We start from the raw sequence: 22745 nt of genomic DNA on the forward strand, positions 1-22745 counted from the left end.
ACGGTCGCCCTGTTCAACCTCGGCGAGGCATCCGCCTCCGTCACCGCCGCACCCACGAGACCCGTCGGCTCCCTGATGCTGCCCGAAGGCGAAGGCGAAGGCGAAGGCGAAGGCGAAGGCGAGGGCGAGGGTGGCTCGGCGACGGCCGCTTCGGGGCGCTCTGGGCGACGGCCCCGGCCGGGAGCGGCCGTTCCTCACCGACGCCACCCGGTAGGCCAGTGGGACGCGGCGGCAGAGGGCGTACGGCGGGAGGTCGACTCGGCCGTACAGGCGGTGAGTTCGACGCTGCGTCCTGCGCAGCCCCAACGACCACGAGCGGATCCTGCCGTTCTTCGACAACGGCGACCACCTGCACCCCAACGACACCGGCATGAACGCGCCGACCGACCCGGCACCGATCGACGGCCTCTCCTGCGACCGCCGGGCGGAGGAGTGAGCGCGCCGGTGGCGTTCCCCGGATCGTCCCGGTGGCGGCTCAGGGTGCGCCGTCGACCGGCAGCTCCAGCCGCAGTTCGTAGCCCCCGTCCCGCAGGTGTCCGGACGCGACCGTTCCGCCGAGGAGTTCGGCTCGCTGGCGCAGGCCGATCAGACCGTGGTGGGCCCCTGGGAGGGAGAGGGCCGGGCGGCTGGGCGCGGTGTTGGTGACGGTCGCGTGGAGGGTGCCGTCCCGCTGGCGGACGCGGATCGTGGCCGTGGCGCCGGGGGCGTGCTTGCGGATGTTGGTGAGGGCTTCCTGGACGGTGCGGTAGACGGCGCGCTGGACGGGCGGCGGGAGGTCGGCGGGCAGATCCGTCCGCAGGACGGTGTCGATACCGCTGCCGGTGACGAGCCGGTCGAGATCGGCCAGGGAGGGCTGCGGGGTCAGCTCGGTGGGGCGGCTGCCGGAGGCGCGCAGTATGCCGACCATGTGCCGCAGCTCGTCCAGGGTCTGCACACTGAGCAGCCGTATCGTGGCCGCGGCCTCCTTCGCGTCGGGGTCCCGGCTGCCGACCTGGAGGGCGCCGGCACGGACGGCTATCAGGCTGACCTGGTGGGAGACGGCGTCGTGCATCTCCCGGGCGAGCTGGGCGCGTTCCCGCGCCAGGACGTTCTGCGCGATCAGCAGCCGCTCGTGCTCACGTGCCTCGGAGACCTCGACGAGACGCAGGGACAGCTCCCGGCGGGCCTGCACGAGCTGCCCGAGGAAGAGGGGCGCGGTCGCCTGCGCCACGCTGTAGGAGAGGGGGATCAGGGCCTGCCGGTCGGACAGGTCGGCGAACTCCGGTGACGGCCATGACCACCAGGTGAGGTCGCAGACCGTGAATCCCAGCGCGCACACGGCCAGCGGCACCCGGTGGTGGGTGCGCGAGGCGAGGGTGTACAGCGCCACCAGCGTCGCGAACACCGCGTCCGTGAACAGGGCGGTGGGCAGGGTGAGCAGGAACGTCGCCAGCGGCAGCCGGCGGCGCATGACGAGCGCCAGGGCCGCGAGCAGGGCGGCCGCCAGTTCCCGGGGGTGATGGGTGCCCACGTCGTGGATCCACACGTCCAGCAGCGAGGCCGCCACGAGCGCGGTGTCCATCGCCGGTCCGTGCGGGGTGCGGATGGGCGGCCTCATCCGCCCCGCCGTTCGCCGCCGACGGAACGCGACGGCCTGAGCAGGCCCCCGCGCTCGGCCAGCAGCGCCGCCTGCACCCGGCTGCTCACCTCCAACTTGGTGAGGAGCGCGCTCACATGGTCCTTGACCGTCCCGGTGCTCAGATGCAGCCGGTCACCGATATCGGTGTTGGACAGCCCCTCGGTGATGAGGACGAGAACGGCGCGTTCCCGTTCGGTGAGCCGGTCGGCGAGCCGGACGGCGGCCTCGCGAGGGCCGTTGTCCAGATAGCCGTCCACCACGGTACGGGTCACCCGCGACGACAGGACGACACCGCCGGCCGCCAACGTCCTTACGAGATAGGGAAGTTGTTCCGGGTCGGTGTCCTTGAGCAGGAAGCCGGCGGCCCCCGAGCGCAGGGCGGCCGCCACGTACTCGTCCATGCCGAAGGTGGTGAGCATGGCCACCACGGGAGGGCGGGGGAGTCTGCGGAGTGCGGCGAGGACGGTGAGCCCGTCCACGTCCGGCATACGGATGTCCAGCAGGACGACCTCGGGGCACAGTTCCCGTACGGCCCGGACCGCCCGGCCGCCGGGGACCGCCGCCACCACGTCGATGTCGTCCGCAGAGTTGAGGATGTGCTGGAAACCCGTGCGGATCAGGGCTTCGTCGTCGACCACCAGTACCCGGATCACCTGTGCCCCGCTCGCCGTCGGCCACCCCTGGACCTCTCACTCACCCCTGCTCACCGGGACGCTCTCGAACTCCCTGCGGCGGCAGCGGCTCCAAACCCCTACGACGTCCGGTTCCGCCGCCGGGTTCCCTTTCCTCCCGGTCTCCGGTCACCTGGCGGGGGTGACTTCGGCTGATCGGCGGGGACCTTCCAGTCACCCGCCGGATGGGCTCGCGCCCCGCGCGCCCCCGACGCTGAAGGCCATGACACCAGACACGTCGTCGGACCTGTCGTCCAAGCCGGCCACAGCGCCCGCCGCGCCCGCCGCATCCGCATCCGCATCCGCATCCGCATCCGCATCCGCCGCAGTCTCCCGCGGGCCGTCGACCGGGCGGCTCGTCGGTATCGATCTCGCCCGTGGGCTCGCGGTCTTCGGTATGTACGCCGCCCACGTCGGCCCCGACCCCGCGGTCGGCGGGCCGCTGGGGTTCGTCATGGAACTGGCGCGGGGCCGCTCCTCCGCGCTGTTCGCGCTGCTGGCCGGCTTCACCCTCGTCCTGATCACCGGCCGCCCGTACCCGCGCACCGGGCGCGCCGGACGGCAGGCGGTGGCCCGAATGGCCATCCGTTCCGTCGTCCTGATCGCTCTGGGATTCGCCCTGACCGCCCTCGACACCGACGTCGACGTGATCCTCGCCTTCTACGGGCTGGCTTTCCTCGCCGTGCTCCCGCTGTACCGGCTGCGGGCCCGGACGCTCGCGCTGCTCGCCGCCGGAGGCGCGCTCGCCATGCCCCAAGTCCTGTACGTGGTACGCCTGTCGATCGAGGAGGGAAGCTGGGCGGACACGGTCATCGCCTCCGACCCGCTGGCCCGGGTCAGTGGCACGGACGGTTTCATGGAACTGCTGTTCACCGGCGAATACCCCGTGCTCACCTGGGCGTCGTTCATGCTCGCAGGCATGGCGGTAGCCCGCCTCGACCTCACCCGGAGCGCGGCCCGCACCCAACTTGTGCTGACCGGCGGCGTGTTGACCGTCCTCGGCTACGGCGGCTCCTGGCTGGCGCTCCGCCTCGTCCCGCATGCGCGGGCCACCGTCGCCGCCGCCACGGACGGCGATTCGGCCGCCTCGGCCTGGTGGTCCGACACGGTCGGCCACCTCGTCGACGACACCCCGGCGGCCTGGCTCCTGGTGGGCGCGCCGCACAGCCAGACGACCTTCTCCATCCTCGGTAACACCGGTGTCGCGCTGCTGGTCGTGGTGCTGTGCGTGACGGCCATGGACCGGCTTCCGCGCGTCGGCCGCCTTGTCGCCCCCGTCCGTGCCGTCGGCATGACGGCCCTGACCGCGTATGTGCTGCACATCCTCGCCATCCGGGAGTTCGGCATGGCGGACGAGACCGGACCGGCACTCGTCGACCTCCTCGTCCACAGCGTGGTCGCGATGCTCCTGGCATCCGTCTGGACCCGGTGCTTCCGCCGTGGACCGCTGGAACATGTGCTCCATGTCTGCACCCGCCCGGCGCGCTACCTCAAGTGAGGCGGATCAGGAGACGTCCGGGCCAACTTCAGTCGAACCACGGCCGTTTCACCATGTCGCCATGGACAGGTCACGTCCTCCTGCGCGCAAGCTTCTCTGCGCACCATCTGCGTGTGCCCGACAATCGACGGCATCATGACGGTAAGGAAGCGAACGCCTGTGAGAACGTTCCGCACCGCTCGAAGAGTCGCCCTCCTCGCGTCCGGCACCGTGCTGACCACCTTCCTGGCGGCCACCCCCGCGGGAGCGGGTGCGTCCGCCCTCCCGACGGTGACCGCGACGAGCGAGTCGGCCGCGCTGTACGACGACGAGGCCGGCGGCGACTCCGACGCCGACGACCCGGCGATCTGGCGGAACCCCGCAGACCCGGGCCGCAGCCTCGTCGTCGCCACCGCGAAGGAGGGTGGGCTGCGCGTCTACGACCTGGACGCCCGCCTGGTGCAGTCGGTGCGCGCCCCGAAGCCGCCGACGGAGGACGACGCCCCCGGCCGCTACAACAACGTCGACCTCGTCGCCGGCCTGCGCACCTCCGCGGGCCGGGCCGACGTGGCCGTGGTCAGCGACCGGGGCAACGACCGGCTGCGGATCTACCGCATCGACCCCGCCCGCCCGAACGGCCCGCTGACCGACGTCACCGACCCGGCCGCCGCCCCCGTGTTCTCCGCCGGCCAGAGTGAGATCAACGACCAGCGCACCGCGTACGGCCTCGCCACCTGGACGGACAAGGCCACCGGCCGTTCGTACGCCCTGGTCAGCCAACGCGAGCGGACCCGTCTCGCCCTGCTCGAACTCGTCCCGGCGGCGAACGGCAGGGTCGGCTACCGCAAGATCCGCACCCTCGATCTGCCCGCCTCCTTCCGCCTGCCCGACGGCACGACATGGAGCCCCTGCGGCGAGCCGGGTGAACTCCCGCAGGTCGAGGGCATGGCCGTCGACCCCGCCACCGGCACCCTCTACGCCGGCCAGGAGGACATCGGCATCTGGCGCCTGCGCGCCGACCTCACCGGAAAGCCGGTCCTGGTCGACAGGACCAGGGAGTACGGCGTCCCCGGCACGTACGACGAGGAGACCGAGGAGTGCGCGCCGGGCGCCGACCCCGGCTACGGCGGCAAGCGGCTGTCGGCCGACGTCGAGGGCCTGACGATCTATCAGGAGCCAGGCGGGGACGGCTACTTGCTCGCCTCCAGCCAGGGCGACAACACCTTCGCCCTGTACGACCGTGAGGTGAGCGAGGGCAACGAGTACGAGGGCGGCTTCCGGCTCGGGGCCGCGTCGGACACCCTCGACAGTGTGGAGGAGTGCGACGGCGCCGCCGTCCTCAACGCCTCGCTGGGCAGCCGCTATCCGCGCGGCGTGCTCGTCGTCCAGGACGGCCACGAGACCCCGGGGGGCCCGGACGGCGAGGGCGGCACCCGCACGTCCACGGGCTTCAAGTTCGTCGACCTCGGCGAACTGGTGGACGCCACCGACATGTGAGGGCCCGTCACGGCCACCGTCGGAGGTTCGGTGGCCGTGACGGAGCCGGGCCGCCCCGTGGTCAGTCCTCGATCGCGCAGAGGGGGTTCTCGTCGAGCCCGGCCGCCATCCACTGCTCCACGGCCGCGACATGGACCGTCGCGGCGGAGACCGCCAGCGCGGCGTCGCGGGCCCGCAGGGCGCGCAGGATCTCGTCGTGCTCGCGGTGGGCGTGCTCCACGGCCCGCTCGGTGCGGGTGCCCCGCACGATCCGGGCCCGCTGGGTACGGGTGGAGAGCACCCGCAGCAGCATGGACAGCACCGGGTTGCCGACCGCCTCCACGATCCGCAGGTGGAAGGCGATGTCGTGGCCGACGAACTCCTCGACCGTGGCGGCGGCCCGCGAGCGCTCCAGGATGGTGCCGAGTTCCCGGAGGTCGTCGGAGGTGAGCAGCGCGGCGGCCGCCCCGGTCGCCTGGGGTTCCAACAGCCGCCGTACCTGGAGCAGTTGCAGGGCCGTCTGCCCCTGGGAGACGTCCGAGGCGAAGGAGAGCGACTCCAGCAGGAGATGCGGCTCCAGACTGGACACGTACGTACCGTCGCCCTGCCGGGTCACCAGGATCCGCATCGCGGTCAGCGCCCGTACGGCCTCCCGCAGCGAACTGCGGGACAGGCCGAGCTGGGCGGCGAGGACCTCCTCCTTCGGCAGGCGGGAGCCCGGTGCCAGCTCACCGGCCACGATCATCGCCTTGATCTTGTCCATCGCCTCGTCCGTCAGTGCCACGAGGTGCCTCCCTGCGCCGGATACTCCTGCTTCTCGCCGTACCGGAGCTACTCCGGCTTCTCGCCCTACCGGGCCTACTCCTGCTTCTCGCCCGAGGCGAAGCGGGAGATGATCAGCGCGACGATGATGATCGCGCCGTTGAGGAACTGGTTCCACAGCGGCGGCACACCCGCCAGCGTCATGACGTTCACGACGAGTTGCAGCGTCAGCACACCGGTGAGCGCGCCGAACACCGAGCCCTTGCCGCCGTTGAGGCTCACCCCGCCGATGACGGTCGCGGCGAAGACCTGGAAGATCCAGCCGCTGCCCTGGGTGGCGGAGATCGAGCCGTAGTGACCGCTGTAGAGGATGCCGGCGAACGCGGCCAGCACACTGCCGAGGATCAGTACCGCCCACACGATCCGGTCCACCCGGATACCGGCGGTGCGGGCCGCCTCCGCGTTGCCGCCGATCGCGTACAGCGCCCGCCCGTGCCGCAGCCAGGCCAGCGCGCTCCCGCCCAGGGCGAACAGCACCACACAGATCCAGATCGCGGCCGGCACCCCCAGCCACGACGCCCTGCCGAGGTAGCTGAAGGAGGACGGCAGCTCCACGATGGACTGGCCCTCCGAGAGGGCGACCTGGAGACCGCGCAGCATGGTCAGCATGCCGAGGGTGACGATGAACCCGTTGAGGCGGAGCTTCAGGATCAGGAACCCGTTGACGGCCCCGATCACCACGCCCACCAGCAGACACAGCGGTATGGCCGTCCACTCGGGCAGCAGCCCGAGGCCCGTGAACCGGGAGCCGCTGGTCGGCAGGACCAGCCAGACGGCGATGACGGGCGCCACGCCGATCGTGGACTCCAGGGACAGGTCCATCCGGCCGCAGACCAGGATCAGTGCGGTGGCCAGGACCAGCAGGCTCAGCTCGGTGGACTGCTGGGCCACACCGATGAGGTTGTCGGCGGTCAGGAAGGCCGGCGAGACGATGAACCCGATCAGGCCCAGGACGAGGATCGCCGGGACCAGGGACAGCTCACGGAAGCGACCGAGGCCGAGCCCGCGACGGGTGTCCCCGGTGGTCTCCCGCGCCACGCTCGTGGCGGGGTCGGTGACATCAGTGGTGGCGGACATGACTACCTTCCGTGCTCTTCGATGGTGTCCGAGGTGGTGTCCGATGTGGTGGCGGAGGCGGCCTCGGCGGAGGCGGCTCCGGAGGCCGTGGCGGATGTTCCGGTCCGGCCGGACACGCCCTCGCCGGGCGGTTCCGCGCGGCCGGCCACGCCCTCCATGGCGGCGACCACGTGCTCGTCCTTCCAGCCGCGGTCGAACTCGGCGACGGCCCGCCCGTGGAACATCACCACGAGCCGGTCGCACACCTTCAGGTCGTCCAGTTCGTCGGAGACGATCAGCGCGGCCTTCCCGCCGTCGGCGATCTGCCGGATCCGGCGCAGCAGGAACTCCTTGGACTTGACGTCGACCCCGTTGGTGGGGCGGATGGCCACCAGCACATGGGGGTCGGTGGCCAGGGCGCGGGCGACGACGACCTTCTGCTGGTTGCCGCCCGAGAGGGCCGACACGGGCGTGGCCCCGCCCGGGGTCTTGATGTCGAGGTCCCGGATCATGCGCTGGGCGAAGATCCTGGTTCGGGCGGGCAGCACCGTGCCGTACGGGCCGAGCTGGTCGGTGACGGTGAGCGTCGCGTTCTCCGCCACACTGCGGTTGTTGACCAGGCCCTGCAGATGCCGGTCCTCCGGGACCAGCCCGACCCCGACGGCGAGCGCCGACGGCACACTGCCGCCGCGTACCCGCCGCCCGCCGACCGAGATCGTGCCCTCGGCGGGGCGGTGCAGCCCGGCGATCGTCTCGCCCACCCGCACATTGCCGCTGGCCGCCGCGCCCGCGAGGCCGACGACCTCGCCCGCCCGCACCGTGAGCGAGAGGCCCTCGCAGGCGCCGGGCAGGGTGAGGCCCTCGACGGTCAGGAGTTCTCGGGCGTCGGCCCGTACCGGGGCGCGGTGTGCGACGGCTGCGGCCGCCGTGACGGTGCTCTCCCCGGTCATGGCCTCCACCAGCGCCTGATGGCCGAGTCCGGCGACGGGCGCGGTCAGGATGTGGGCCGCGTCGCGGTAGACCGTGACGGTGGTGCAGAGGTCGTACACCTCTTGCAGGTGGTGCGAGATGAAGAGGAAGGCGACGCCCTGCCGCTGCAGGTCGCGGAGCTTGTCGAAGAGCCGGGTGATGCCGCGGGCGTCGAGCTTGGCGGTGGGCTCGTCGAGGATGATGAAGCGCGCGCCGAACGACAGGGCCCGCGCGATCTCGACGAACTGCCGCTGCTCGACGGTGAGGTCCCGCGCCCGCGCGTCGGCCTTCACGTCCACGCCGTATCCGGCGAGCAGCTCCTCTGCCCGCGCGCGCAGGTGCTTCCAGCGGATGGGCCGCAGCGCGCCGTCGCTCTGCCGGTTCAGGAAGAGGTTCTCGGCGACGGTCAGGTCCTGGATGATGGTGGACTTCTGGTAGACACAGGCGACCCTGGAGCGCCAGGCGTCGATGTCCCCGACGGCGGGCGCCGCCTCGCCGGAGAAGCGCAGGGTGCCGGTGTCGGGGTGCTGCAGTCCGGTCAGGATGGACACCAGCGTCGACTTGCCGGCGCCGTTGCGGCCGACGAGCGCGTGCGACTCTCCCGGGGCGATGGTGATCCGGGCGTCGCGCAGCGCGACGGTGGCGCCGAACCTCTTGCTGATGCCGGTGGCCTCGGCCACCGGGGCGGGGCTCCCGGCGGCGGGGTCCCCACCGCCGTTCGCCGCGGTGGTCGCGGTGTCCGCCATGGTGGATACCGTCCTTCGTGGGGTGGATACGAGGGGGTGCGGGCGGAGGGACGGGCCGCGTCCCTCCGCCCTGTCGTCGGCCCTGGTGCGGCTGGCCGACCTAGCCGACGTTGTTGCCCCACAGGGTCTTGTCGTCCACGTTGTCCTTGGTCACCAGCGGTGCCGGCAGCTGGTCCTCCAGGCCGTTGGGGATCTCGATGATCGTGGAGCCGTGATCGGTCTTGCCGGGCTTGAACGTCTTGCCCGCGGCCGCGGCCTCGGCGTAGTACAGCGCGTACTTGGCGTACAGGTCGGCGGGCTGGGAGACCGTGGCGTCGATCTGGCCCTTGCGGATGGCGTCGAACTCCTGCGGGATGCCGTCGTTGGAGATGATCGAGATGTGCCCCTTCTCCCCGGCGGGCTTGAGCAGGCCCTTCTGCTCCAGCAGGGCCAGGGTCGGCTGCAGGAAGACGCCACCGGCCTGCATGTAGATGCCGTTGAGGTCGGGGTGCTGGGCGAGCAGGCTCTGCAGCTTGGCGGAGGCCACGTCGCCCTTCCAGTCGGTGGGCAGCTCGAACACCTTGATGTCGGGGAACTTCGTCTTCATGCACTCCGCGAAGGCCTCGGAGCGGTCGCGCCCGTTGATCGAGTCCAGGGCTCCCTGCAGTTCGGCGACCTTGCCCTTGCCGCCGAGCTGCTCGCCGAGGAACTCGCAGGCCTTGGTGCCGTACGCCCGGTTGTCGGCGCGGACGACCATGTAGACGTCGCCCTTGTCGGGCCGGGTGTCGACGCTGACCACGGGGATCTTCTTCGACGCCAGGGTGTCGAGGGTGGAGGCGATGGCGCCGGTGTCCTGCGGGGCCATGACGACGGCCTTGGCGCCCGTGTTCTGGAACACCTGCACGTTGGCGACCAGCTTGGTGACGTCGTTCTGCGAGTTGCTGAGCGGCAGCGCGTTGATGTCCTCGGACTTGACGTCCTTCTTCAGGTACTCCGCGTAGGAGTTCCAGAAGTCCGAGTCGGAGCGCGGCAGGTCGATCCCGATGGCGGGCTTGTCACCGCCCGAGCCGGCCGACCCGGAGGAGCTCTCACGGTTGCACGCGGTGAGGAGGGTGAGGGCCGCGACGGCGCAGGCCGCTGCGACGGTGGAGCGGGTGCGAGCGAGCTTCATGGCCGGGTTCTCCTTAGCCAGGACGGGGAGGCCGCCCTCCGGTACAGGCATGCGCGCACCGTCGGAGGGGAGGGGTTGAGGTCAACCGGTGAACGAGAAGCGGAGTACGGACGGCCACGCTGCAGTGGCGCGATTCCTCCGATGTATCTCGGACGTCGTGGACGTTACGACGGCATTGCCGGAGTTGACAAGAGGTCTCGCCCAACGAGTTGTGTGCTCGACGGAGGGGGCGCGTGGCGATCACCATGGGGATGAATGGGTATATGCCGTATCTGTGACCTGTGCAACAGCTCCCTGCCGATCAAATACATCCGAGGAATACGTTGTCAGGGCGCCGAACTGCCCTTAAAGTCACGGTGCGCCATTCCTCCGATGAATGAGCGAACCCCAAAATGGCATGGGAGCTGCCCCAGTGAAACTGCTACGCGTCGGCCCCCCGGGAGAGGAGCGGCCCGCCGTCCGTACCGACGACGGCCGGCTGCTGGACCTGTCCTCCGTGGCCTCCGACATCGACGGCGCCTTCCTCGCCTCCGGGGGAGTCGACCGGGTCCGCGCGGCGGTCGAGACGGGCGGACTGCCCGGCCTCGACACCGACGGCCTGCGGATCGGCGCCCCTGTCGCCCGCCCGGGCAAGATCATCTGCGTCGGCCTGAACTACCGCGACCACGCCGCCGAGACCGGCGCGGCGATCCCGCCCCGCCCCGTCGTCTTCATGAAGGACCCGGGCACGGTCGTGGGCCCGTACGACGAGGTGCTGATCCCGCGCGCCTCGGTCAAGACGGACTGGGAGGTCGAGCTGGGAGTCGTCGTCGGACGGCGGGCCCGGTATCTGGAGGGCCCCGAGGAGGCGGCCGGGGTGATCGCGGGATACGTAATCAGCCACGACGTCTCCGAGCGCGAGTTCCAGCTGGAGTACTCCTCGCAGTGGGACCTCGGCAAGTCCTGCGAGACCTTCAACCCCATGGGCCCGTGGCTGGTCACCGCCGACGAGGCCGGCGACCCGCAGGACCTCGGGCTGCGCCTGAGCGTCAACGGCGTCAAGCGCCAGGACGGGCACACCCGCGACATGATCTTCCCGGTCCACGAGATCGTGGCGTACCTCAGCCGGTACATGGTCCTGGAGCCCGGCGACGTGATCAACACCGGTACGCCCGCGGGAGTCGCCCTCGGCCTGCCCGGCACCCCCTACCTCCGCCCCGGTGACACCGTCGAGCTAGAGATCGACGGGCTCGGGAGCCAGCGCCAGACCTTCGGCCAAGCGTGAAAGGCACCCCCGTGACTGCAACCCCCGCCCGGATCACCGCGGTCGACACCTACGACATCCGGTTCCCCACCTCGCGGGAGCTGGACGGGTCGGACGCCATGAACCCGGACCCCGACTACTCCGCCGCCTACGTCGTGCTGCGCACGGATGCCGGGGACGGACTCGAAGGCCATGGCTTCACCTTCACCATCGGCCGTGGCAACGACGTCCAGGTCGCCGCCATCGGCGCTCTGCGGCCGCATCTCCTGGGCCGCTCGGTGGAGGAGCTGTGCGCCGACCCCGGCTCCGTCAACCGCGACCTGATCGGGGACAGTCAGCTGCGCTGGCTCGGTCCCGAGAAGGGCGTGATGCACATGGCCATCGGCGCCGTCGTCAACGCCGTGTGGGACCTGGCCGCCAAGCATGCCGGACAGCCCCTGTGGCGGCTGCTCGCCCACGCCGAGCCCGAGTGGCTGGTCTCCCAGATCGACTTCCGCTACATCGCCGACGCCCTCACCCCCGAGGAAGCCCTCCGGCTGCTGCGCGAGGGCCGGACCGGGCTCGCGGAGCGCGAGGCCGTCCTGCTGGCGCGCGGATACCCCGGCTACACCACCTCACCGGGCTGGCTCGGGTACTCCGACGAGAAACTCACCCGGCTGGCCAAGCAGGCCGTCGCCGACGGCTTCACGCAGATCAAGCTCAAGGTCGGCGCCGACCTCGCCGACGACCTGCGCCGTATGCGCACCGCCCGCGCCGCAGTCGGCGACGGCGTACGCATCGCCATCGACGCCAACCAGCGCTGGAACATCGACGAGGCGATCGAGTGGACCCGGGCCCTGGCCGACCTCGACCCGTACTGGATCGAGGAACCCACCAGCCCCGACGACATCCTCGGCCACGCCGCCGTCCGCCGGGGCGTCACCCCCGTGAAGGTCGCCACCGGCGAACACGTCCAGAACCGCATCGTCTTCAAACAGCTCCTCCAGGCCGAGGCCCTCGACATCCTCCAGATCGACGCGGCCCGCGTCGGCGGCGTCAACGAGAACCTGGCGATCCTGCTGCTCGCCGCGAAGTTCGGGGTGCCGGTCTGCCCGCACGCTGGCGGCGTGGGCCTGTGCGAACTGGTCCAGCACCTGTCGATGTTCGACTACCTGGCCCTCTCCGGCACCACCGACGACCGGGTCATCGAGTACGTCGACCACCTCCACGAGCACTTCACCGCCCCCGTGGTGATGAGCGAGGGCCACTACGTCGCCCCTCTCACCCCCGGCTTCTCCGCCACCATGCACCCCGAGTCGCTCGCCGAATACCGTTACCCGGACGGCACGTTCTGGGCCGCCGACCTCGCCGGACGAGAGGAAGTCGCATGACCGGGCAGACAGGTGAACCGACCGGAACGACCGGTGAACCCACCGAGCCGAGGGGCGAACTGGCCGGGCTCAGGGCGATCGTCACCGGGGGCGCCTCCGGCATCGGGCTGGCCACCGCCCGGCTGCTCGCCGCACGGGGCGCCGCGGTGGCCGTCCTCGACATCGACCCCTCCGGGGCCTCGGCCCCGCTGCTCGGTCTCAAGGCCGACATCACCGACGACGCCTCCGTACGGTCCGCCGTCGCCGAGGCCGCCGAGCGGCTCGGCGGCCTGGACATCCTCGTGAACAACGCGGGCATCGGCGCCATCGGCACCGTCGAGGACAACCCCGACGAACAGTGGCACCGCGTCCTCGACGTCAACGTCCTCGGCTCGGTGCGCGTCAGCCGGGCCGTCCTGCCGCATCTGCGGAACTCGTCCCACGCGGCCATCGTCAACACCTGCTCCATCGCCGCGACCGCGGGCCTGCCCCAGCGCGCCCTGTACTCCGCCAGCAAGGGAGCCGTCCTCTCGCTGACGCTCGCCATGGCCGCCGACCACGTCCGCGAGGGCATCCGCGTCAACTGCGTCAACCCCGGCACCGCCGACACCCCCTGGGTCGGCAGGCTCCTCGACGCCGCCGACGACCCCGAGGCCGAGCGCGCCGCCCTCAACGCCCGCCAGCCCCTGGGCCGTCTGGTCACCGCCGACGAGGTCGCCGCCGCCATCGTGTACCTGGCGAGCCCCGCCGCGGCCTCCGTCACCGGCACCGCCCTCGCCGTCGACGGCGGCATGCAGGGCCTCCGGATCCGCCCGGCGGGCTCATGAGGACCAGGACACTCGGCCGCACCGATGTCCGCGTCACCGAGCTGTCGTACGGCGCCGCGGGCATCGGCAACCTCTTCCGCCCGGTGCCCGACGAGGAGGCCGCCGCCGCGGTCGACGCCGCCTGGGACGCCGGGATCCGCACCTTCGACACGGCCCCCCACTACGGCCTCGGCCTGTCCGAACGCCGCCTGGGCGCCGCCCTGCGCGACCGCCCCAGGGACTCGTACACCGTCTCCACCAAGGTCGGACGTCTGCTGGTGCCCGCCGACGGGAACGGCGAAGGCGGTGGCGCGGGCGACGACCTGGCCAACGGCTTCGCCGTCCCCGCGACCCTGCGCCGCGTCTGGGACTTCAGCGCCGACGGTGTCCGCCGCTCCCTCGAAGCCAGCCTGGGCCGCCTCGGCCTCGACCGGGTGGACGTCGTCCTCCTCCACGACCCCGACGACCACGCCGAACAGGCCCTCGACGAGGCCTACCCGGCACTCGAAGAACTGCGCGGCGAAGGCGTCGTCGGCGCCATCGGCGTCGGCATGAACCAGTCCGCGCTCCCGGCCCGCTTCCTGCGCGAGACCGACATCGACGTCGTCCTCCTGGCCGGCCGCTACACCCTCCTGGAACAGGAAGGCCTCGCCGAACTGCTCCCCGAGGCCGCCGCCCGCGGCCGGAGCGTCCTCATCGGCGGCGTCTTCAACTCCGGCCTGCTCACCGACCCCGGGCCGGGCGCCACCTACGACTACGCGCCCGCCCCGGAACCCGTACTCGAACGGGCCCTGCGCCTGAAGGCGGTCACCGAACGCCACGGTGTGCCCCTGCGCGCCGCCGCCCTCCGCTTCCCGCTCGGCCATCCGGCCGTCGCGAGCGTTCTCACCGGAGCCCGCTCACCCGCCGAGGTCCGCGACACCGTGGAGCAGGCCCGCCACCCCGTCCCGGCCGCCCTCTGGGACGAGCTGCGCGCGGAGGGCCTGCTCGCCCCGGAAGCCCCCGTGCCCACGACTCTCGAAGAAACCCCGTCGCCGAAGGAGCCGTCGTGAGGATCGCCCTGCACACCAGGGTCCGTGCGGACCGCGTCGAGGAGTACGAGGCGGCCCACCGCGAGGTCCCCGAGGAGCTGACCACCGCCATCCGTGCCGCCGGGGTGAGCCGGTGGACGATCTGGCGCAGCGGCACCGACCTGTTCCACCTGCTGGAGGTCGAGGACTACGCGGCGATGATCGCCGAACTGGAGAAACTCCCGGTCAACATCGCCTGGCAGGCCCGCATGGCAGACCTGCTCGACATCGTCCACGACTACTCGGCGGAGGGCTCCGACGCGGGCCTGCCCGTGGTGTGGGAACTGTGAGCGGCGCGGCACCCGCGGAAGCGCCGACCGGCACCGGCGCCCGCCCCGTGATCGTCGACGCCCACCACCATGTCTGGGACCTCTCCGTCCGCGACCAGGACTGGATCACCGGCCCCGAACTCGCCCCGCTGCGCCGCGACTTCACCCTCCGCGACCTGGAACCGGAGGCGCGCGCCGCCGGTGTCACCGCCTCGGTGCTGGTGCAGACGGTCACCGTGCCCGAGGAGACCCCCGAGTTCCTGGCCCTGGCCGCCGACAGCGACCTGGTCGCCGGGGTAGTCGGCTGGACCGACCTCACGTCGCCCGATGTCGCCGCCGCCCTCGCCGAGCTGCGCGAAGGGCCCGGCGGTGAGCACCTGGTGGGCCTCCGCCACCAGGTGCAGGGCGAACCCGATCCCCGCTGGCTGGTACGCCCGGACGTCCTGCGGGGCCTGGCCGCCGTCGCCGACGCGGGACTCGTCTACGACCTCCTGGTCAAGCCCCACCAACTCCCGGCCGCCGTGGAGGCGGCGGCACGCCTCCCCCGACTCACCTTCGTCCTCGACCACTTGGCGAAGCCGCCCGTGACCTCCGGCGAACTGGAGCCGTGGGCGGGGCGGATACGGCGACTGGCCGCCCTTCCGAACACTGTCTGCAAGCTCTCCGGCCTGGTCACGGAAGCGGACTGGAAAACCTGGTCCGTCGCGGACCTCGTCCCGTACGCCGACACCGTGCTGGACGCCTTCGGCCCCGGCCGGCTGATGTTCGGCTCCGACTGGCCCGTCTGCCGGCTCGCCTCCGACTACCTCGAAGTCCTCGACGCGGCAGGGGCGTTGATGTCCGGACTGGGCCCGTCGGAACACCGGGACGTCTTCGCGGGAACCGCCGTCCGCGTCTACGGCCTGCGCGTGTGAGCGGCCCCGCCGAAGACTCCGAGGGGGCTCCTCAGCCGTCGGCCGGTATCGGGGGAGCGACGCGCGCCCCCGCCATGGAGGCCAGCTCCTCCGGGGTGCGCGGGCCGGACTCCTCACCGGTCAACAGCCTTTGCTCGCGGAGCAGTTGCGTGACCGCGATCCCCCAGGGCAACCGCAGCCCCGCCTGCTGGAGGAGGTCCGTGCGGGCGAGCATCGTGGCCACCGGGCCCGTGCGCGCGCCGGACGGGGTGAGCAGCGCCGCGTCGTCGGCCCAGCGCAGGGCGAGATCGACGTCGTGGGTGGCCATCACGACGGTGGTGCCGGACCGGCGCAGCTCGTCCAGGGTGGCGAGGAGCCGCTCCTGTCCGTCGGGGTCGAGCCCGGCGGTCGGCTCGTCGAGGATCAGCACCCTGGGCCGCATCGCGACCGCGCCGGCGATGGCGGTCCGCTTGCGCTGCCCGTAGGAGAGCAGATGGGTGGGCCGGTCGGCGAGGGCACTGATGCCGAGCGCGCCGAGCGCCTCGTCCACCCGGGTCCGCACCTGCGCGTCGGACAACCCGAGGTTCAGCGGCCCGAACGACACGTCCTGCGCGACGGACGCCGCGAACAGCTGGTCGTCCGGGTCCTGGACGACCAGCTGGACCGTCGTACGCAGCCGGGTCAGACCCTTCCGGTCGTGCGTCACCGGCCGCCCCTCGACCGAGAGTTCGCCCGTGCGGGGCCGCAGCCCGCCGCTGAGCAGCCGCATCAGTGTGGTCTTGCCGCTGCCGTTGCGGCCCAGCAGGGCGAGCGCGCGCCCCTCGTGCACCTCGAAGTCGAGATCGCTGAGCACGGCCGGACCGTCCTCGTACGCGAAGGACGCGCCCCGCAGGGCGACCAGCTCGGGCTCGCTCATGGCAGCGGCCTTTCCAGGACGAAGGTGAGGACGGCCAAGGCCGCGAGGAGCGCCACGCTGGCCAGGGTGAAGCGGGCCGAGACCCGGGCCTCGGGTACCAGGACACGCAGGGTGCCGTCGTACCCCCGCCCGGCGAGCCCGGTCTGCAGCCGGGCCGCGCGGTCGAAGGCCCGTACGAACGCGGTGGCGCCGAGACCGGCGAGCGAACGCCAGGTGGCGGCCCGCGTGGTGTGCCCCAGCCGGGCGGCCTGTGCCTCCCGGATCCGGCGCACGGAGTCCAGGAGCAGAAAGCTCATGCGGTACGTGACCAGCGCCACGTCCACGACCGGCGCGGGCACCCCGGCCTTCACCAGGCGCGGCAGCAGGTCCGACATGGGTGTGGTGAAGGCGAACAGGAGGACGCCGAGGGAGGCGGCCGAGGTGCGCAGCAGCAGCTCCCCGGCGCGGGCCGGGCCGCCGTCGGCCAGGGTGAGGAACCCGTCGGGCCCGGCGACCTGGACGAGCAGCGGCAGCGCGCCGGTCACGCAGAAGCCCAACGGCACCCGGTAGGCACGCCACAGGCGACGGCCGGGCACGCCCGCCGGGCCCAGCAGGACGACGAGCGCGGTCAGCAGGACCAGGGCCGCGCCGGGCCAGGGCGGCAGGGAGATCGCGAGCACGGTGAGGCCGAGCCCGAGCACGGCCTTGTCCACGGGATGGCGGCGGCGCCAGCGACTGCTGTGCGCCGCCGCGTCGATCGGCAGCACGAGGGCTCAGCCCCGCCCGGCGGGGGACTCCCCGGCAGCACCGGACGGGCCTTCGTCGCCGGGCGAGGCCTTCGCGGCTGCCGTGGCCGTCACAACTGCCGTGCCGGCCGCGACCGTCGCGCCCGCCGGAACCGCCTCGGCAGTCCCGGCCGCGGTGGTGTCCCCGGCCCCGTCCAGCTCTGCCCGGGCCCGCGCCTCGCCCTGGCGGCGGCCCCGGTGGATACCGAAGTAGTAGGCGAGGACGCCCGCGCCGAGCGCCGCCTGCAGGGAGAACAGCGCCGACTCGATCTCACCGGAGGGCGGCTCGTACAGGGGCGAGAACCACGGCTCGTAGTCCGGCTCGATCTCGGTGATCGCCGTCTCCGCCTCGCCGTCGGAGCCCGTGAAGGGCTCCTCCTTGTGGTCGCCGAGGCCGAGGGCCAGTGGCAGGACGGCGAGCGCGGCCACGACGAGCAGCAGCAGGACGTTGATCTTCGTGTTCCGGTTCATCGGGCCACCGCCTGGGTCTCGGCCTCGGTCTCGGTGCCGTCGCGCCTGCCGGCCAGGAGCACGCCGAGCCGGGTCAGTTCGCCCTTGCTCGACTGCACCAGCAGACGCATCACCAGCACGGTGAGGAGACCTTCGCTGACCGCGAGGGGGATCTGGGTGACGGCGAAGATGGAGCCGAACTTGCCGAGCGCGCCCAGGAAGCCGCTGCTCGGGTCGGGGAAGGAGAGCGCGAGCTGCACGCTGGTGACGCAGTAGGTGACGAGGTCGGCGACGAACGCGCCGAAGAACACCGTGACCATCAGCGGCACGTCGAACCGCCGCAGCAGCCGGTAGATCCCGTACCCCGCCCAGGGGCCGGCGATCGCCATCGAGAAGACGTTGGCGCCGAGCGTGGTCAGACCGCCGTGCGCGAGCAGCAGGGCCTGGAAGAGCAGGGTGATGGTGCCAAGGACCGCCATGATCGGTGGCCGGAACAGGATGGCGCCAAGGCCGGTGCCGGTGGGGTGGGAGCAACTCCCGGTGACCGACGGCAGCTTCAGCGCGGACAGGACGAAGGTGAAGGCACCCGAAGCGCCGAGCAGCAGCGTGCTCTCGGGATGCTCCTTGACCTCACGGGTGAGTGCCCGGACTCCGTGGACGACGAATGGCGCGGACGCGACGCTCCAGGCGATCGCGTGCGCCGGAGGAAGGAAACCCTCGGCTATGTGCATGGCTCAGCAGACCCTCTCCAGCACCTCGTGGATGGTTGACGCGCCTTGGCCGGTCTCCTGGCTTACGGGTGACACCGCCCATGCTCCGCCTTCCCGGGTCACAAAGACCCAGTGGCTGTCCGTGAGGACTGGAGCCGGACTTCCCGATCACAGTGGCGAGGGCCGCACCGGCATGACACCGGATTTCCCGTTCACCAAGGCGTGGTGACAGTAGTGCCCACATAAGGACGCTGACAAGCGGAGACCAGGGGCGCGCGGGCGCCGTGGAACAGCTCACACCCCGGCGCACGCCCCACCGCCCCCACGCCGCACACGAGCGAACCCCGATGGCGACGGATGGCGGCGGATGGCGGGAACTGTTCGTACAGGTGGTCGCCCTTGGCCACAGGTCCTGCCCTGCGCTTGAATGCACCCTTCACGCCGTCGGCACAGGGAGTCCGCAGTGCACCGCCCGACCTTGGTACGCAGTTCGCGCCGTCTCGGCGTTCTCACCGCAGCCGCGCTCGCGGTCACCGTCGCCATCGCGGGGCCGGCCGTGGCCCACACGGAGGTCGAGGCGGAGGGCGCCCGAGCCCTCGACCAGAACGTCGAACTGACCTTCTCCGCGGAGTCGGAGTCCGCCTCGGCCGGCATCACCAAGCTGGAAGTGATCCTCCCCAAGGGCCTGGTCCCCTCCGACATCACCTACGAGGAGGGCCCCGACGGCTGGAAGTTCGCCCCCACAGGCCGGGGCTACACCGTCTCGGGCACGAAGCTCGCGGTGGGGGAGGACGTCGAGTACGCCGTCACCGTACGGCAGCTGCCCGACGCCAAGTCTCTGGCCTTCAAGACCCTGCAGTCGTACAGCGACGGCAAGGTGGACCGCTGGATCGAACTGGAGGAGGAATCCGAGGGGGACGGCCACGGGCACGGTCACCCGGCACCCCGTCTGGACCTGAAGGCCGCCGCACCCGGCGCCGAAGTCGTCAGCCCCACCCCGTCGGAGGAGCCCACGAAGGCCTCCCCCTCCCCGTCCCCCGAACCGAGTGCCAAGGCCTCCACGGCGTCGGCGGAGCCCGCTGCGGACAGCGCCGACGGCGACGACGGTGTCTCCCTCGCCGTGCCGCTCGGTATCGGCGCGGCCGTCCTCCTCGCACTCGGCGGCGGTCTGTGGTGGTTCCGGTCCCGTCGGGAGGGGACCACCTGACAGGTCCGCACGCTCGGGAGCTCGTGCGACCGCGCCGTCCATCGAAGGACTCTGACCTGACCGAAATGTGGCAGGGGCTTTACTGCGACCCTCTTGCAGTTACCATCCCGCCGCACAAGGCTGAAGGGGTCCGACGGCACGCACACGGCACGACGAGTGAGGCGCACGCCCCCATGGCTCCTGTTACCGACACCGCCCCCTCGGCCACCACCGAGAAGGGCGGTTTCTCATGGCGTCGGATCCGCGACTCGATGACGCGCGGGGAGTGGGCGAGTCTCGGCGGTATGGCCGGGTTCATCCTGGCGCTGCATCTCATCGGCTGGTTCACGCTGGTCGTGATCGTCGCCCCCGAGCACTACAGCGTCGGCAGCAGGACCTTCGGCATCGGTATGGGCGTCACCGCCTACACCCTGGGAATGCGGCACGCCTTCGACGCCGACCACATCGCCGCCATCGACAACACCACCCGCAAACTGATGGGCGAGGGGCAGCGCCCGCTGTCGGTCGGCTTCTGGTTCTCCCTCGGCCACTCGTCGATCGTCTTCGTCCTCACCTTCCTGCTCACCCTCGGCGTCAAGGCGCTCGCCGGCCCTGTGCGCAACGGCGCCTCCGGGTTGCACGACCTCACCGGCTGGATCGGCACCACCGTCTCCGGGACGTTCCTCTATGTCATCGCCATCATCAACATGGTGATCATGGTGGGCATCTGGAAGGTGTTCCGGGAGATGCGCTCGGGCTCCTTCGACGAGGCCGCCCTGGAGGAGCGGCTGAACAGCCGGGGGTTCATGAACCGCGTCCTCGGGCGGCTGATGAAGTCGATCACCCGTCCCTGGCAGATGTTCCCGCTCGGTCTGCTCTTCGGCCTCGGGTTCGACACGGCGACCGAGGTCGCGCTCCTGGTTCTGGCCGGTTCGGGCGCGGCCTCAGGACTGCCCTGGTACGCGATCCTGTGCCTGCCGATCCTGTTCGCGGCCGGTATGTCCCTCCTGGACACGATCGACGGCTCGTTCATGAACTTCGCCTACGGCTGGGCGTTCTCCAAGCCGGTCCGCAAGGTCTACTACAACCTCACCATCACGGGCCTCTCGGTCGCCGTCGCCCTCATCATCGGCACCGTCGAACTGCTCGGCCTCGTCGCCGAGAAGGCCCATCTGCGCGGCACGTTCTGGGACTGGGTCGTCGGCCTCGACCTCAACATCATCGGCTACGTCGTCGTCGGCCTGTTCTTCGTCACCTGGGCGGTCGCGCTGCTGGTGTGGCGGTTCGGGCGGATCGAGGAGAAGTGGACGACGGGCTGAACATCCAGCCGCGCCCCCGCGCCCCCGCGCCCCCGCGCCCCCGCGCCCCCGCGCCCCCGTGACCCACCCTCCGCCCCGGCCTACGAATCGGTCTCGATCCGTGGCACCGCCTGGGGCGCCGACGACGATCACGCCATCATGAACCCATGAACCGGCCACCGCCGCGCCTCCACACCCCAGAGCGGCTCACGGCCGACGACTCGACCCTGAACGTGGCGCTCGTCTACCCGATGCAGGGCCCCGCAGGGATCTTCGGCCCCACCTGCGGCGCGTGCGCGCGGCTGGCCGCCGAGGAGGTCAACAAGGCCGGGGGAGTGCTCGGCAGGGAGCTGCGGCTGATCGAGGTCGACGGCGGGGCCGAGCCGCGGCGGGTCGCCGAGGACGTCGAGGCACTGGTCGCCTCGGGCGCGGTGCAGGGCGTCACCGGCTGGCACATCTCCTCCGTCCGGCAGGCCGTGGCCCCACGCATCGCGCACCGGGTGCCGTACGTGTACACGGCCCTGTACGAGGGCGGGGAGCGCACCGAGGGCGTCTTCATGACGAGCGAGACGCCCTCCTGGCAACTGCTGCCCGCGATGCGGCTGCTCGCCGAGTCACGCGGTGTGCGCCGCTGGTTCGTCGTCGGCAACAACTACGTGTGGCCCCGCCGGACCGCACGGGCGGCCCGGGGCTACGCCCGCGCGTGCCGGGGCCGGGTCAGCGGCGAGGCGTATCTGCCGCTCGGCACCGAGGACTTCGAGGACGTCCTGCGCCGTATCGAGCGGGCCGACGCCGACGGGGTCCTGATGCTCCTGGTCGGCAGCGACGCGGTCCGCTTCAACCGGGCCTTCGCCGCCTCCGGGCTCGACCGGCGGTGCCTGCGGCTGAGCACGCTGATGGACGAGAACATGCTGATGGGCAGCGGCCCCGAGGCCACCCTCGACCTGTACAGCACGGCCGGTTTCTTCGCCTCGCTCGCCGACCGGAACACCCTGGACTTCCACGGCCAGTACGCCGGCCGCTTCGGTCTGGAGGCGCCCACGCCGGGCGGCGTCGGCGAGTCCTGCTACGAGGGCGTCCTGCTGCTCGCCGCGCTCGTCGAACGGGCGCGCGCCCTGGACGTGGCCGCCATCGGGGCGGCCGCCGACACCGTCTCCTACGAGGGTCCGCGTGGCCTGCTGGGCCTGGACGGGCGGCATGTGCGCCAGCGCATCTACCTCGCGAGGGCGGAAGGCTGCGACTTCAACGTCCTCGCCCAGCTGCGCGCTCCGCACGACCTGCGTTGACCCCTCCCCGGCCGTCGGGGGGTCCGTCGCCCTCCAGGGTCCGGGCCAGCCGACCCAGCAGGCTTCCCAGCAGCTTCGTGTCCTCGTCGGTCAGCGGCTCCGACTCGGCCCAGTCGGCGCGCACTTCGCGGGCGAGCAGTTGCCATCGCTCCAGGCCGCGCGGGGTGAGGTGGGCGAGGACGCGGCGCCGGTCCACGGGATCGACGCGGCGGAAGACCAGGTTCTGGTCGACGAGTTGGTCGATCAGCTTGGTCAGGCTCGGCGCCGGCAGGAAGGCGTGTTCGGCGAGAGCCGTCATGTTGTGACCCTGCCCGTCGGAGAGCAGATCGAGTACCCGCCAGGCCTCGACGGAACTGTCGAACTCGTCGAGCACGGACTGGACTCGGCGTACGGAGAGGCGCTCGGCCCGGGTCAGAAGGTGGAGCAGTTCCTCGGGCCGCCTCGCCATCGCACTCCTCAACTCGCCTTCAGCCGCCCCCGCGACGGTGATGCCAAAGCTTAACCTCGCCCCCCGCTCCTG

General features: G+C 71.7%; 22 protein-coding genes and 1 riboswitch. Of the genes, 11 read left to right on the forward strand and 11 right to left on the reverse strand.

The window, feature by feature from the left end; genetic code table 11:
- Positions 1-475: 475 nt before the first annotated feature.
- Both OG622_RS45000 and OG622_RS45005 read right to left on the reverse strand, forming a co-directional pair.
- Positions 476-1597 carry a sensor histidine kinase gene (locus tag OG622_RS45000; protein WP_371582856.1) on the reverse strand — a complete coding sequence of 374 codons (1122 nt, stop codon included), beginning with the start codon at positions 1595-1597 and terminating at the stop codon, positions 476-478.
- Positions 1594-2271: a response regulator gene (locus OG622_RS45005; protein WP_371582858.1), complete on the reverse strand. Its 678-nt coding sequence runs from the start codon at positions 2269-2271 to the stop codon at positions 1594-1596. The genes OG622_RS45000 and OG622_RS45005 overlap by 4 nt, the downstream gene beginning before the upstream one ends.
- A gap of 241 nt (positions 2272-2512) precedes the next feature.
- On the opposite strand from OG622_RS45005, the gene OG622_RS45010 reads away from it, so the two are divergent.
- Together OG622_RS45010 and OG622_RS45015 are read left to right on the forward strand one after the other, a co-directional pair.
- Positions 2513-3787, forward strand: a complete 1275-nt coding sequence (locus OG622_RS45010; protein ID WP_371582859.1) for a DUF418 domain-containing protein — start codon at positions 2513-2515, stop codon at positions 3785-3787.
- A 159-nt stretch (positions 3788-3946) separates the two neighbouring features.
- Entirely contained in the window at positions 3947-5263 is a 1317-nt protein-coding gene (locus OG622_RS45015) for a phytase (RefSeq protein WP_371582860.1), read from the forward strand.
- Between the two features lie 61 nt (positions 5264-5324).
- Here the strand turns inward: OG622_RS45015 and OG622_RS45020 are convergent, their stop codons facing one another.
- The 4 genes from OG622_RS45020 to OG622_RS45035 form a co-directional block, all read right to left on the reverse strand.
- Entirely contained in the window at positions 5325-6026 is a 702-nt protein-coding gene (locus tag OG622_RS45020; protein ID WP_371582861.1) for a FadR/GntR family transcriptional regulator, read from the reverse strand.
- Positions 6027-6100: 74 nt separating this feature from the next.
- Positions 6101-7141 (reverse strand): ABC transporter permease, encoded by a 1041-nt coding sequence (locus tag OG622_RS45025; RefSeq protein ID WP_371582863.1) that lies wholly within the window; start codon positions 7139-7141, stop codon positions 6101-6103.
- Positions 7142-7143: 2 nt separating this feature from the next.
- The gene (locus OG622_RS45030) at positions 7144-8835 is read right to left on the reverse strand and encodes a sugar ABC transporter ATP-binding protein (protein ID WP_371582865.1); all 1692 of its coding nucleotides are present in this window, start codon (positions 8833-8835) and stop codon (positions 7144-7146) included.
- A gap of 100 nt (positions 8836-8935) precedes the next feature.
- Positions 8936-9985 carry a sugar ABC transporter substrate-binding protein gene (locus OG622_RS45035; protein ID WP_371584421.1) on the reverse strand — a complete coding sequence of 350 codons (1050 nt, stop codon included), beginning with the start codon at positions 9983-9985 and terminating at the stop codon, positions 8936-8938.
- Positions 9986-10397: 412 nt separating this feature from the next.
- On the opposite strand from OG622_RS45035, the gene OG622_RS45040 reads away from it, so the two are divergent.
- Genes OG622_RS45040 through OG622_RS45065 form a run of 6 tightly spaced genes read left to right on the forward strand, consistent with a single transcriptional unit; the run spans position 10398 to position 15636 of the window.
- Complete coding sequence (locus OG622_RS45040; RefSeq protein WP_371582866.1) at positions 10398-11249, forward strand: fumarylacetoacetate hydrolase family protein; 852 nt, start codon at positions 10398-10400, stop codon at positions 11247-11249.
- 11 nt (positions 11250-11260) lie between these two features.
- Positions 11261-12598 carry an L-fuconate dehydratase gene (locus tag OG622_RS45045; protein WP_371582868.1) on the forward strand — a complete coding sequence of 446 codons (1338 nt, stop codon included), beginning with the start codon at positions 11261-11263 and terminating at the stop codon, positions 12596-12598.
- Positions 12595-13404: an SDR family NAD(P)-dependent oxidoreductase gene (locus OG622_RS45050; protein WP_371582869.1), complete on the forward strand. Its 810-nt coding sequence runs from the start codon at positions 12595-12597 to the stop codon at positions 13402-13404. Before OG622_RS45045 ends, OG622_RS45050 begins: the two co-directional genes overlap by 4 nt.
- Positions 13401-14435 (forward strand): aldo/keto reductase, encoded by a 1035-nt coding sequence (locus OG622_RS45055; RefSeq protein WP_371582871.1) that lies wholly within the window; start codon positions 13401-13403, stop codon positions 14433-14435. The genes OG622_RS45050 and OG622_RS45055 overlap by 4 nt, the downstream gene beginning before the upstream one ends.
- Positions 14432-14743: an L-rhamnose mutarotase gene (locus OG622_RS45060; RefSeq protein ID WP_371582873.1), complete on the forward strand. Its 312-nt coding sequence runs from the start codon at positions 14432-14434 to the stop codon at positions 14741-14743. The genes OG622_RS45055 and OG622_RS45060 overlap by 4 nt, the downstream gene beginning before the upstream one ends.
- Complete coding sequence (locus OG622_RS45065) at positions 14740-15636, forward strand: amidohydrolase (RefSeq protein WP_371582875.1); 897 nt, start codon at positions 14740-14742, stop codon at positions 15634-15636. The genes OG622_RS45060 and OG622_RS45065 overlap by 4 nt, the downstream gene beginning before the upstream one ends.
- A gap of 31 nt (positions 15637-15667) precedes the next feature.
- On the opposite strand, the gene OG622_RS45070 is transcribed toward OG622_RS45065, so the two are convergent.
- Genes OG622_RS45070 through OG622_RS45085 form a run of 4 tightly spaced genes read right to left on the reverse strand, consistent with a single transcriptional unit; the run spans position 15668 to position 18476 of the window.
- Entirely contained in the window at positions 15668-16531 is an 864-nt protein-coding gene (locus OG622_RS45070) for an energy-coupling factor ABC transporter ATP-binding protein (protein WP_371582877.1), read from the reverse strand.
- On the reverse strand, positions 16528-17277 hold the full coding sequence (gene cbiQ / locus OG622_RS45075; RefSeq protein ID WP_371582879.1) for a cobalt ECF transporter T component CbiQ: 750 nt from the start codon (positions 17275-17277) through the stop codon (positions 16528-16530). The genes OG622_RS45070 and cbiQ overlap by 4 nt, the downstream gene beginning before the upstream one ends.
- 6 nt (positions 17278-17283) lie before the next feature.
- A complete protein-coding gene (locus OG622_RS45080) occupies positions 17284-17766 on the reverse strand; it encodes an energy-coupling factor ABC transporter substrate-binding protein (RefSeq protein WP_371582881.1) in 483 nt (160 codons plus the stop codon).
- Positions 17763-18476 carry an energy-coupling factor ABC transporter permease gene (locus OG622_RS45085; protein WP_371582883.1) on the reverse strand — a complete coding sequence of 238 codons (714 nt, stop codon included), beginning with the start codon at positions 18474-18476 and terminating at the stop codon, positions 17763-17765. The genes OG622_RS45080 and OG622_RS45085 overlap by 4 nt, the downstream gene beginning before the upstream one ends.
- Positions 18477-18505: 29 nt before the next feature.
- Positions 18506-18712: riboswitch (cobalamin riboswitch) on the reverse strand.
- 206 nt (positions 18713-18918) lie between these two features.
- Between OG622_RS45085 and OG622_RS45090 the strand changes: the two genes are divergently transcribed.
- The 3 genes from OG622_RS45090 (at position 18919) to OG622_RS45100 (ending at position 22225) form a co-directional block, all read left to right on the forward strand.
- Entirely contained in the window at positions 18919-19662 is a 744-nt protein-coding gene (locus OG622_RS45090; RefSeq protein ID WP_371582885.1) for a DUF1775 domain-containing protein, read from the forward strand.
- A gap of 173 nt (positions 19663-19835) precedes the next feature.
- The gene (locus tag OG622_RS45095; protein ID WP_371582887.1) at positions 19836-20960 is read left to right on the forward strand and encodes a HoxN/HupN/NixA family nickel/cobalt transporter; all 1125 of its coding nucleotides are present in this window, start codon (positions 19836-19838) and stop codon (positions 20958-20960) included.
- A 146-nt stretch (positions 20961-21106) separates the two neighbouring features.
- Positions 21107-22225, forward strand: a complete 1119-nt coding sequence (locus tag OG622_RS45100; protein WP_371582889.1) for a substrate-binding domain-containing protein — start codon at positions 21107-21109, stop codon at positions 22223-22225.
- Here the strand turns inward: OG622_RS45100 and OG622_RS45105 are convergent.
- Positions 22182-22673, reverse strand: coding sequence for a MarR family winged helix-turn-helix transcriptional regulator (locus OG622_RS45105; protein WP_371582891.1), 492 nt, complete (start codon positions 22671-22673; stop codon positions 22182-22184). The two genes, OG622_RS45100 and OG622_RS45105, sit on opposite strands and share 44 nt — an antisense overlap.
- Positions 22674-22745: the final 72 nt, after the last annotated feature.

Source organism: Streptomyces sp. NBC_01314, assembly GCF_041435215.1.
In the GTDB taxonomy this organism is placed as follows: domain Bacteria; phylum Actinomycetota; class Actinomycetes; order Streptomycetales; family Streptomycetaceae; genus Streptomyces.

Bases quoted from the DNA above. Each gene is read 5' to 3' on its own strand.
- OG622_RS45025 (WP_371582863.1), bottom strand. From the start codon at position 7,141: ATGTCCGCCACCACTGATGTCACCGACCCCGCCACGAGCGTGGCGCGG.
- OG622_RS45000 (WP_371582856.1), bottom strand. From the start codon at position 1,597: ATGAGGCCGCCCATCCGCACCCCGCACGGACCGGCGATGGACACCGCG.
- OG622_RS45010 (WP_371582859.1), top strand. From the start codon at position 2,513: ATGACACCAGACACGTCGTCGGACCTGTCGTCCAAGCCGGCCACAGCG.
- OG622_RS45050 (WP_371582869.1), top strand. From the start codon at position 12,595: ATGACCGGGCAGACAGGTGAACCGACCGGAACGACCGGTGAACCCACC.
- OG622_RS45055 (WP_371582871.1), top strand. From the start codon at position 13,401: ATGAGGACCAGGACACTCGGCCGCACCGATGTCCGCGTCACCGAGCTG.
- OG622_RS45100 (WP_371582889.1), top strand. From the start codon at position 21,107: ATGAACCGGCCACCGCCGCGCCTCCACACCCCAGAGCGGCTCACGGCC.
- OG622_RS45035 (WP_371584421.1), bottom strand. From the start codon at position 9,985: ATGAAGCTCGCTCGCACCCGCTCCACCGTCGCAGCGGCCTGCGCCGTC.
- OG622_RS45085 (WP_371582883.1), bottom strand. From the start codon at position 18,476: ATGCACATAGCCGAGGGTTTCCTTCCTCCGGCGCACGCGATCGCCTGG.
- OG622_RS45105 (WP_371582891.1), bottom strand. From the start codon at position 22,673: ATGGCGAGGCGGCCCGAGGAACTGCTCCACCTTCTGACCCGGGCCGAG.
- OG622_RS45080 (WP_371582881.1), bottom strand. From the start codon at position 17,766: ATGAACCGGAACACGAAGATCAACGTCCTGCTGCTGCTCGTCGTGGCC.
- OG622_RS45030 (WP_371582865.1), bottom strand. From the start codon at position 8,835: ATGGCGGACACCGCGACCACCGCGGCGAACGGCGGTGGGGACCCCGCC.
- OG622_RS45070 (WP_371582877.1), bottom strand. From the start codon at position 16,531: ATGAGCGAGCCCGAGCTGGTCGCCCTGCGGGGCGCGTCCTTCGCGTAC.
- OG622_RS45095 (WP_371582887.1), top strand. From the start codon at position 19,836: ATGGCTCCTGTTACCGACACCGCCCCCTCGGCCACCACCGAGAAGGGC.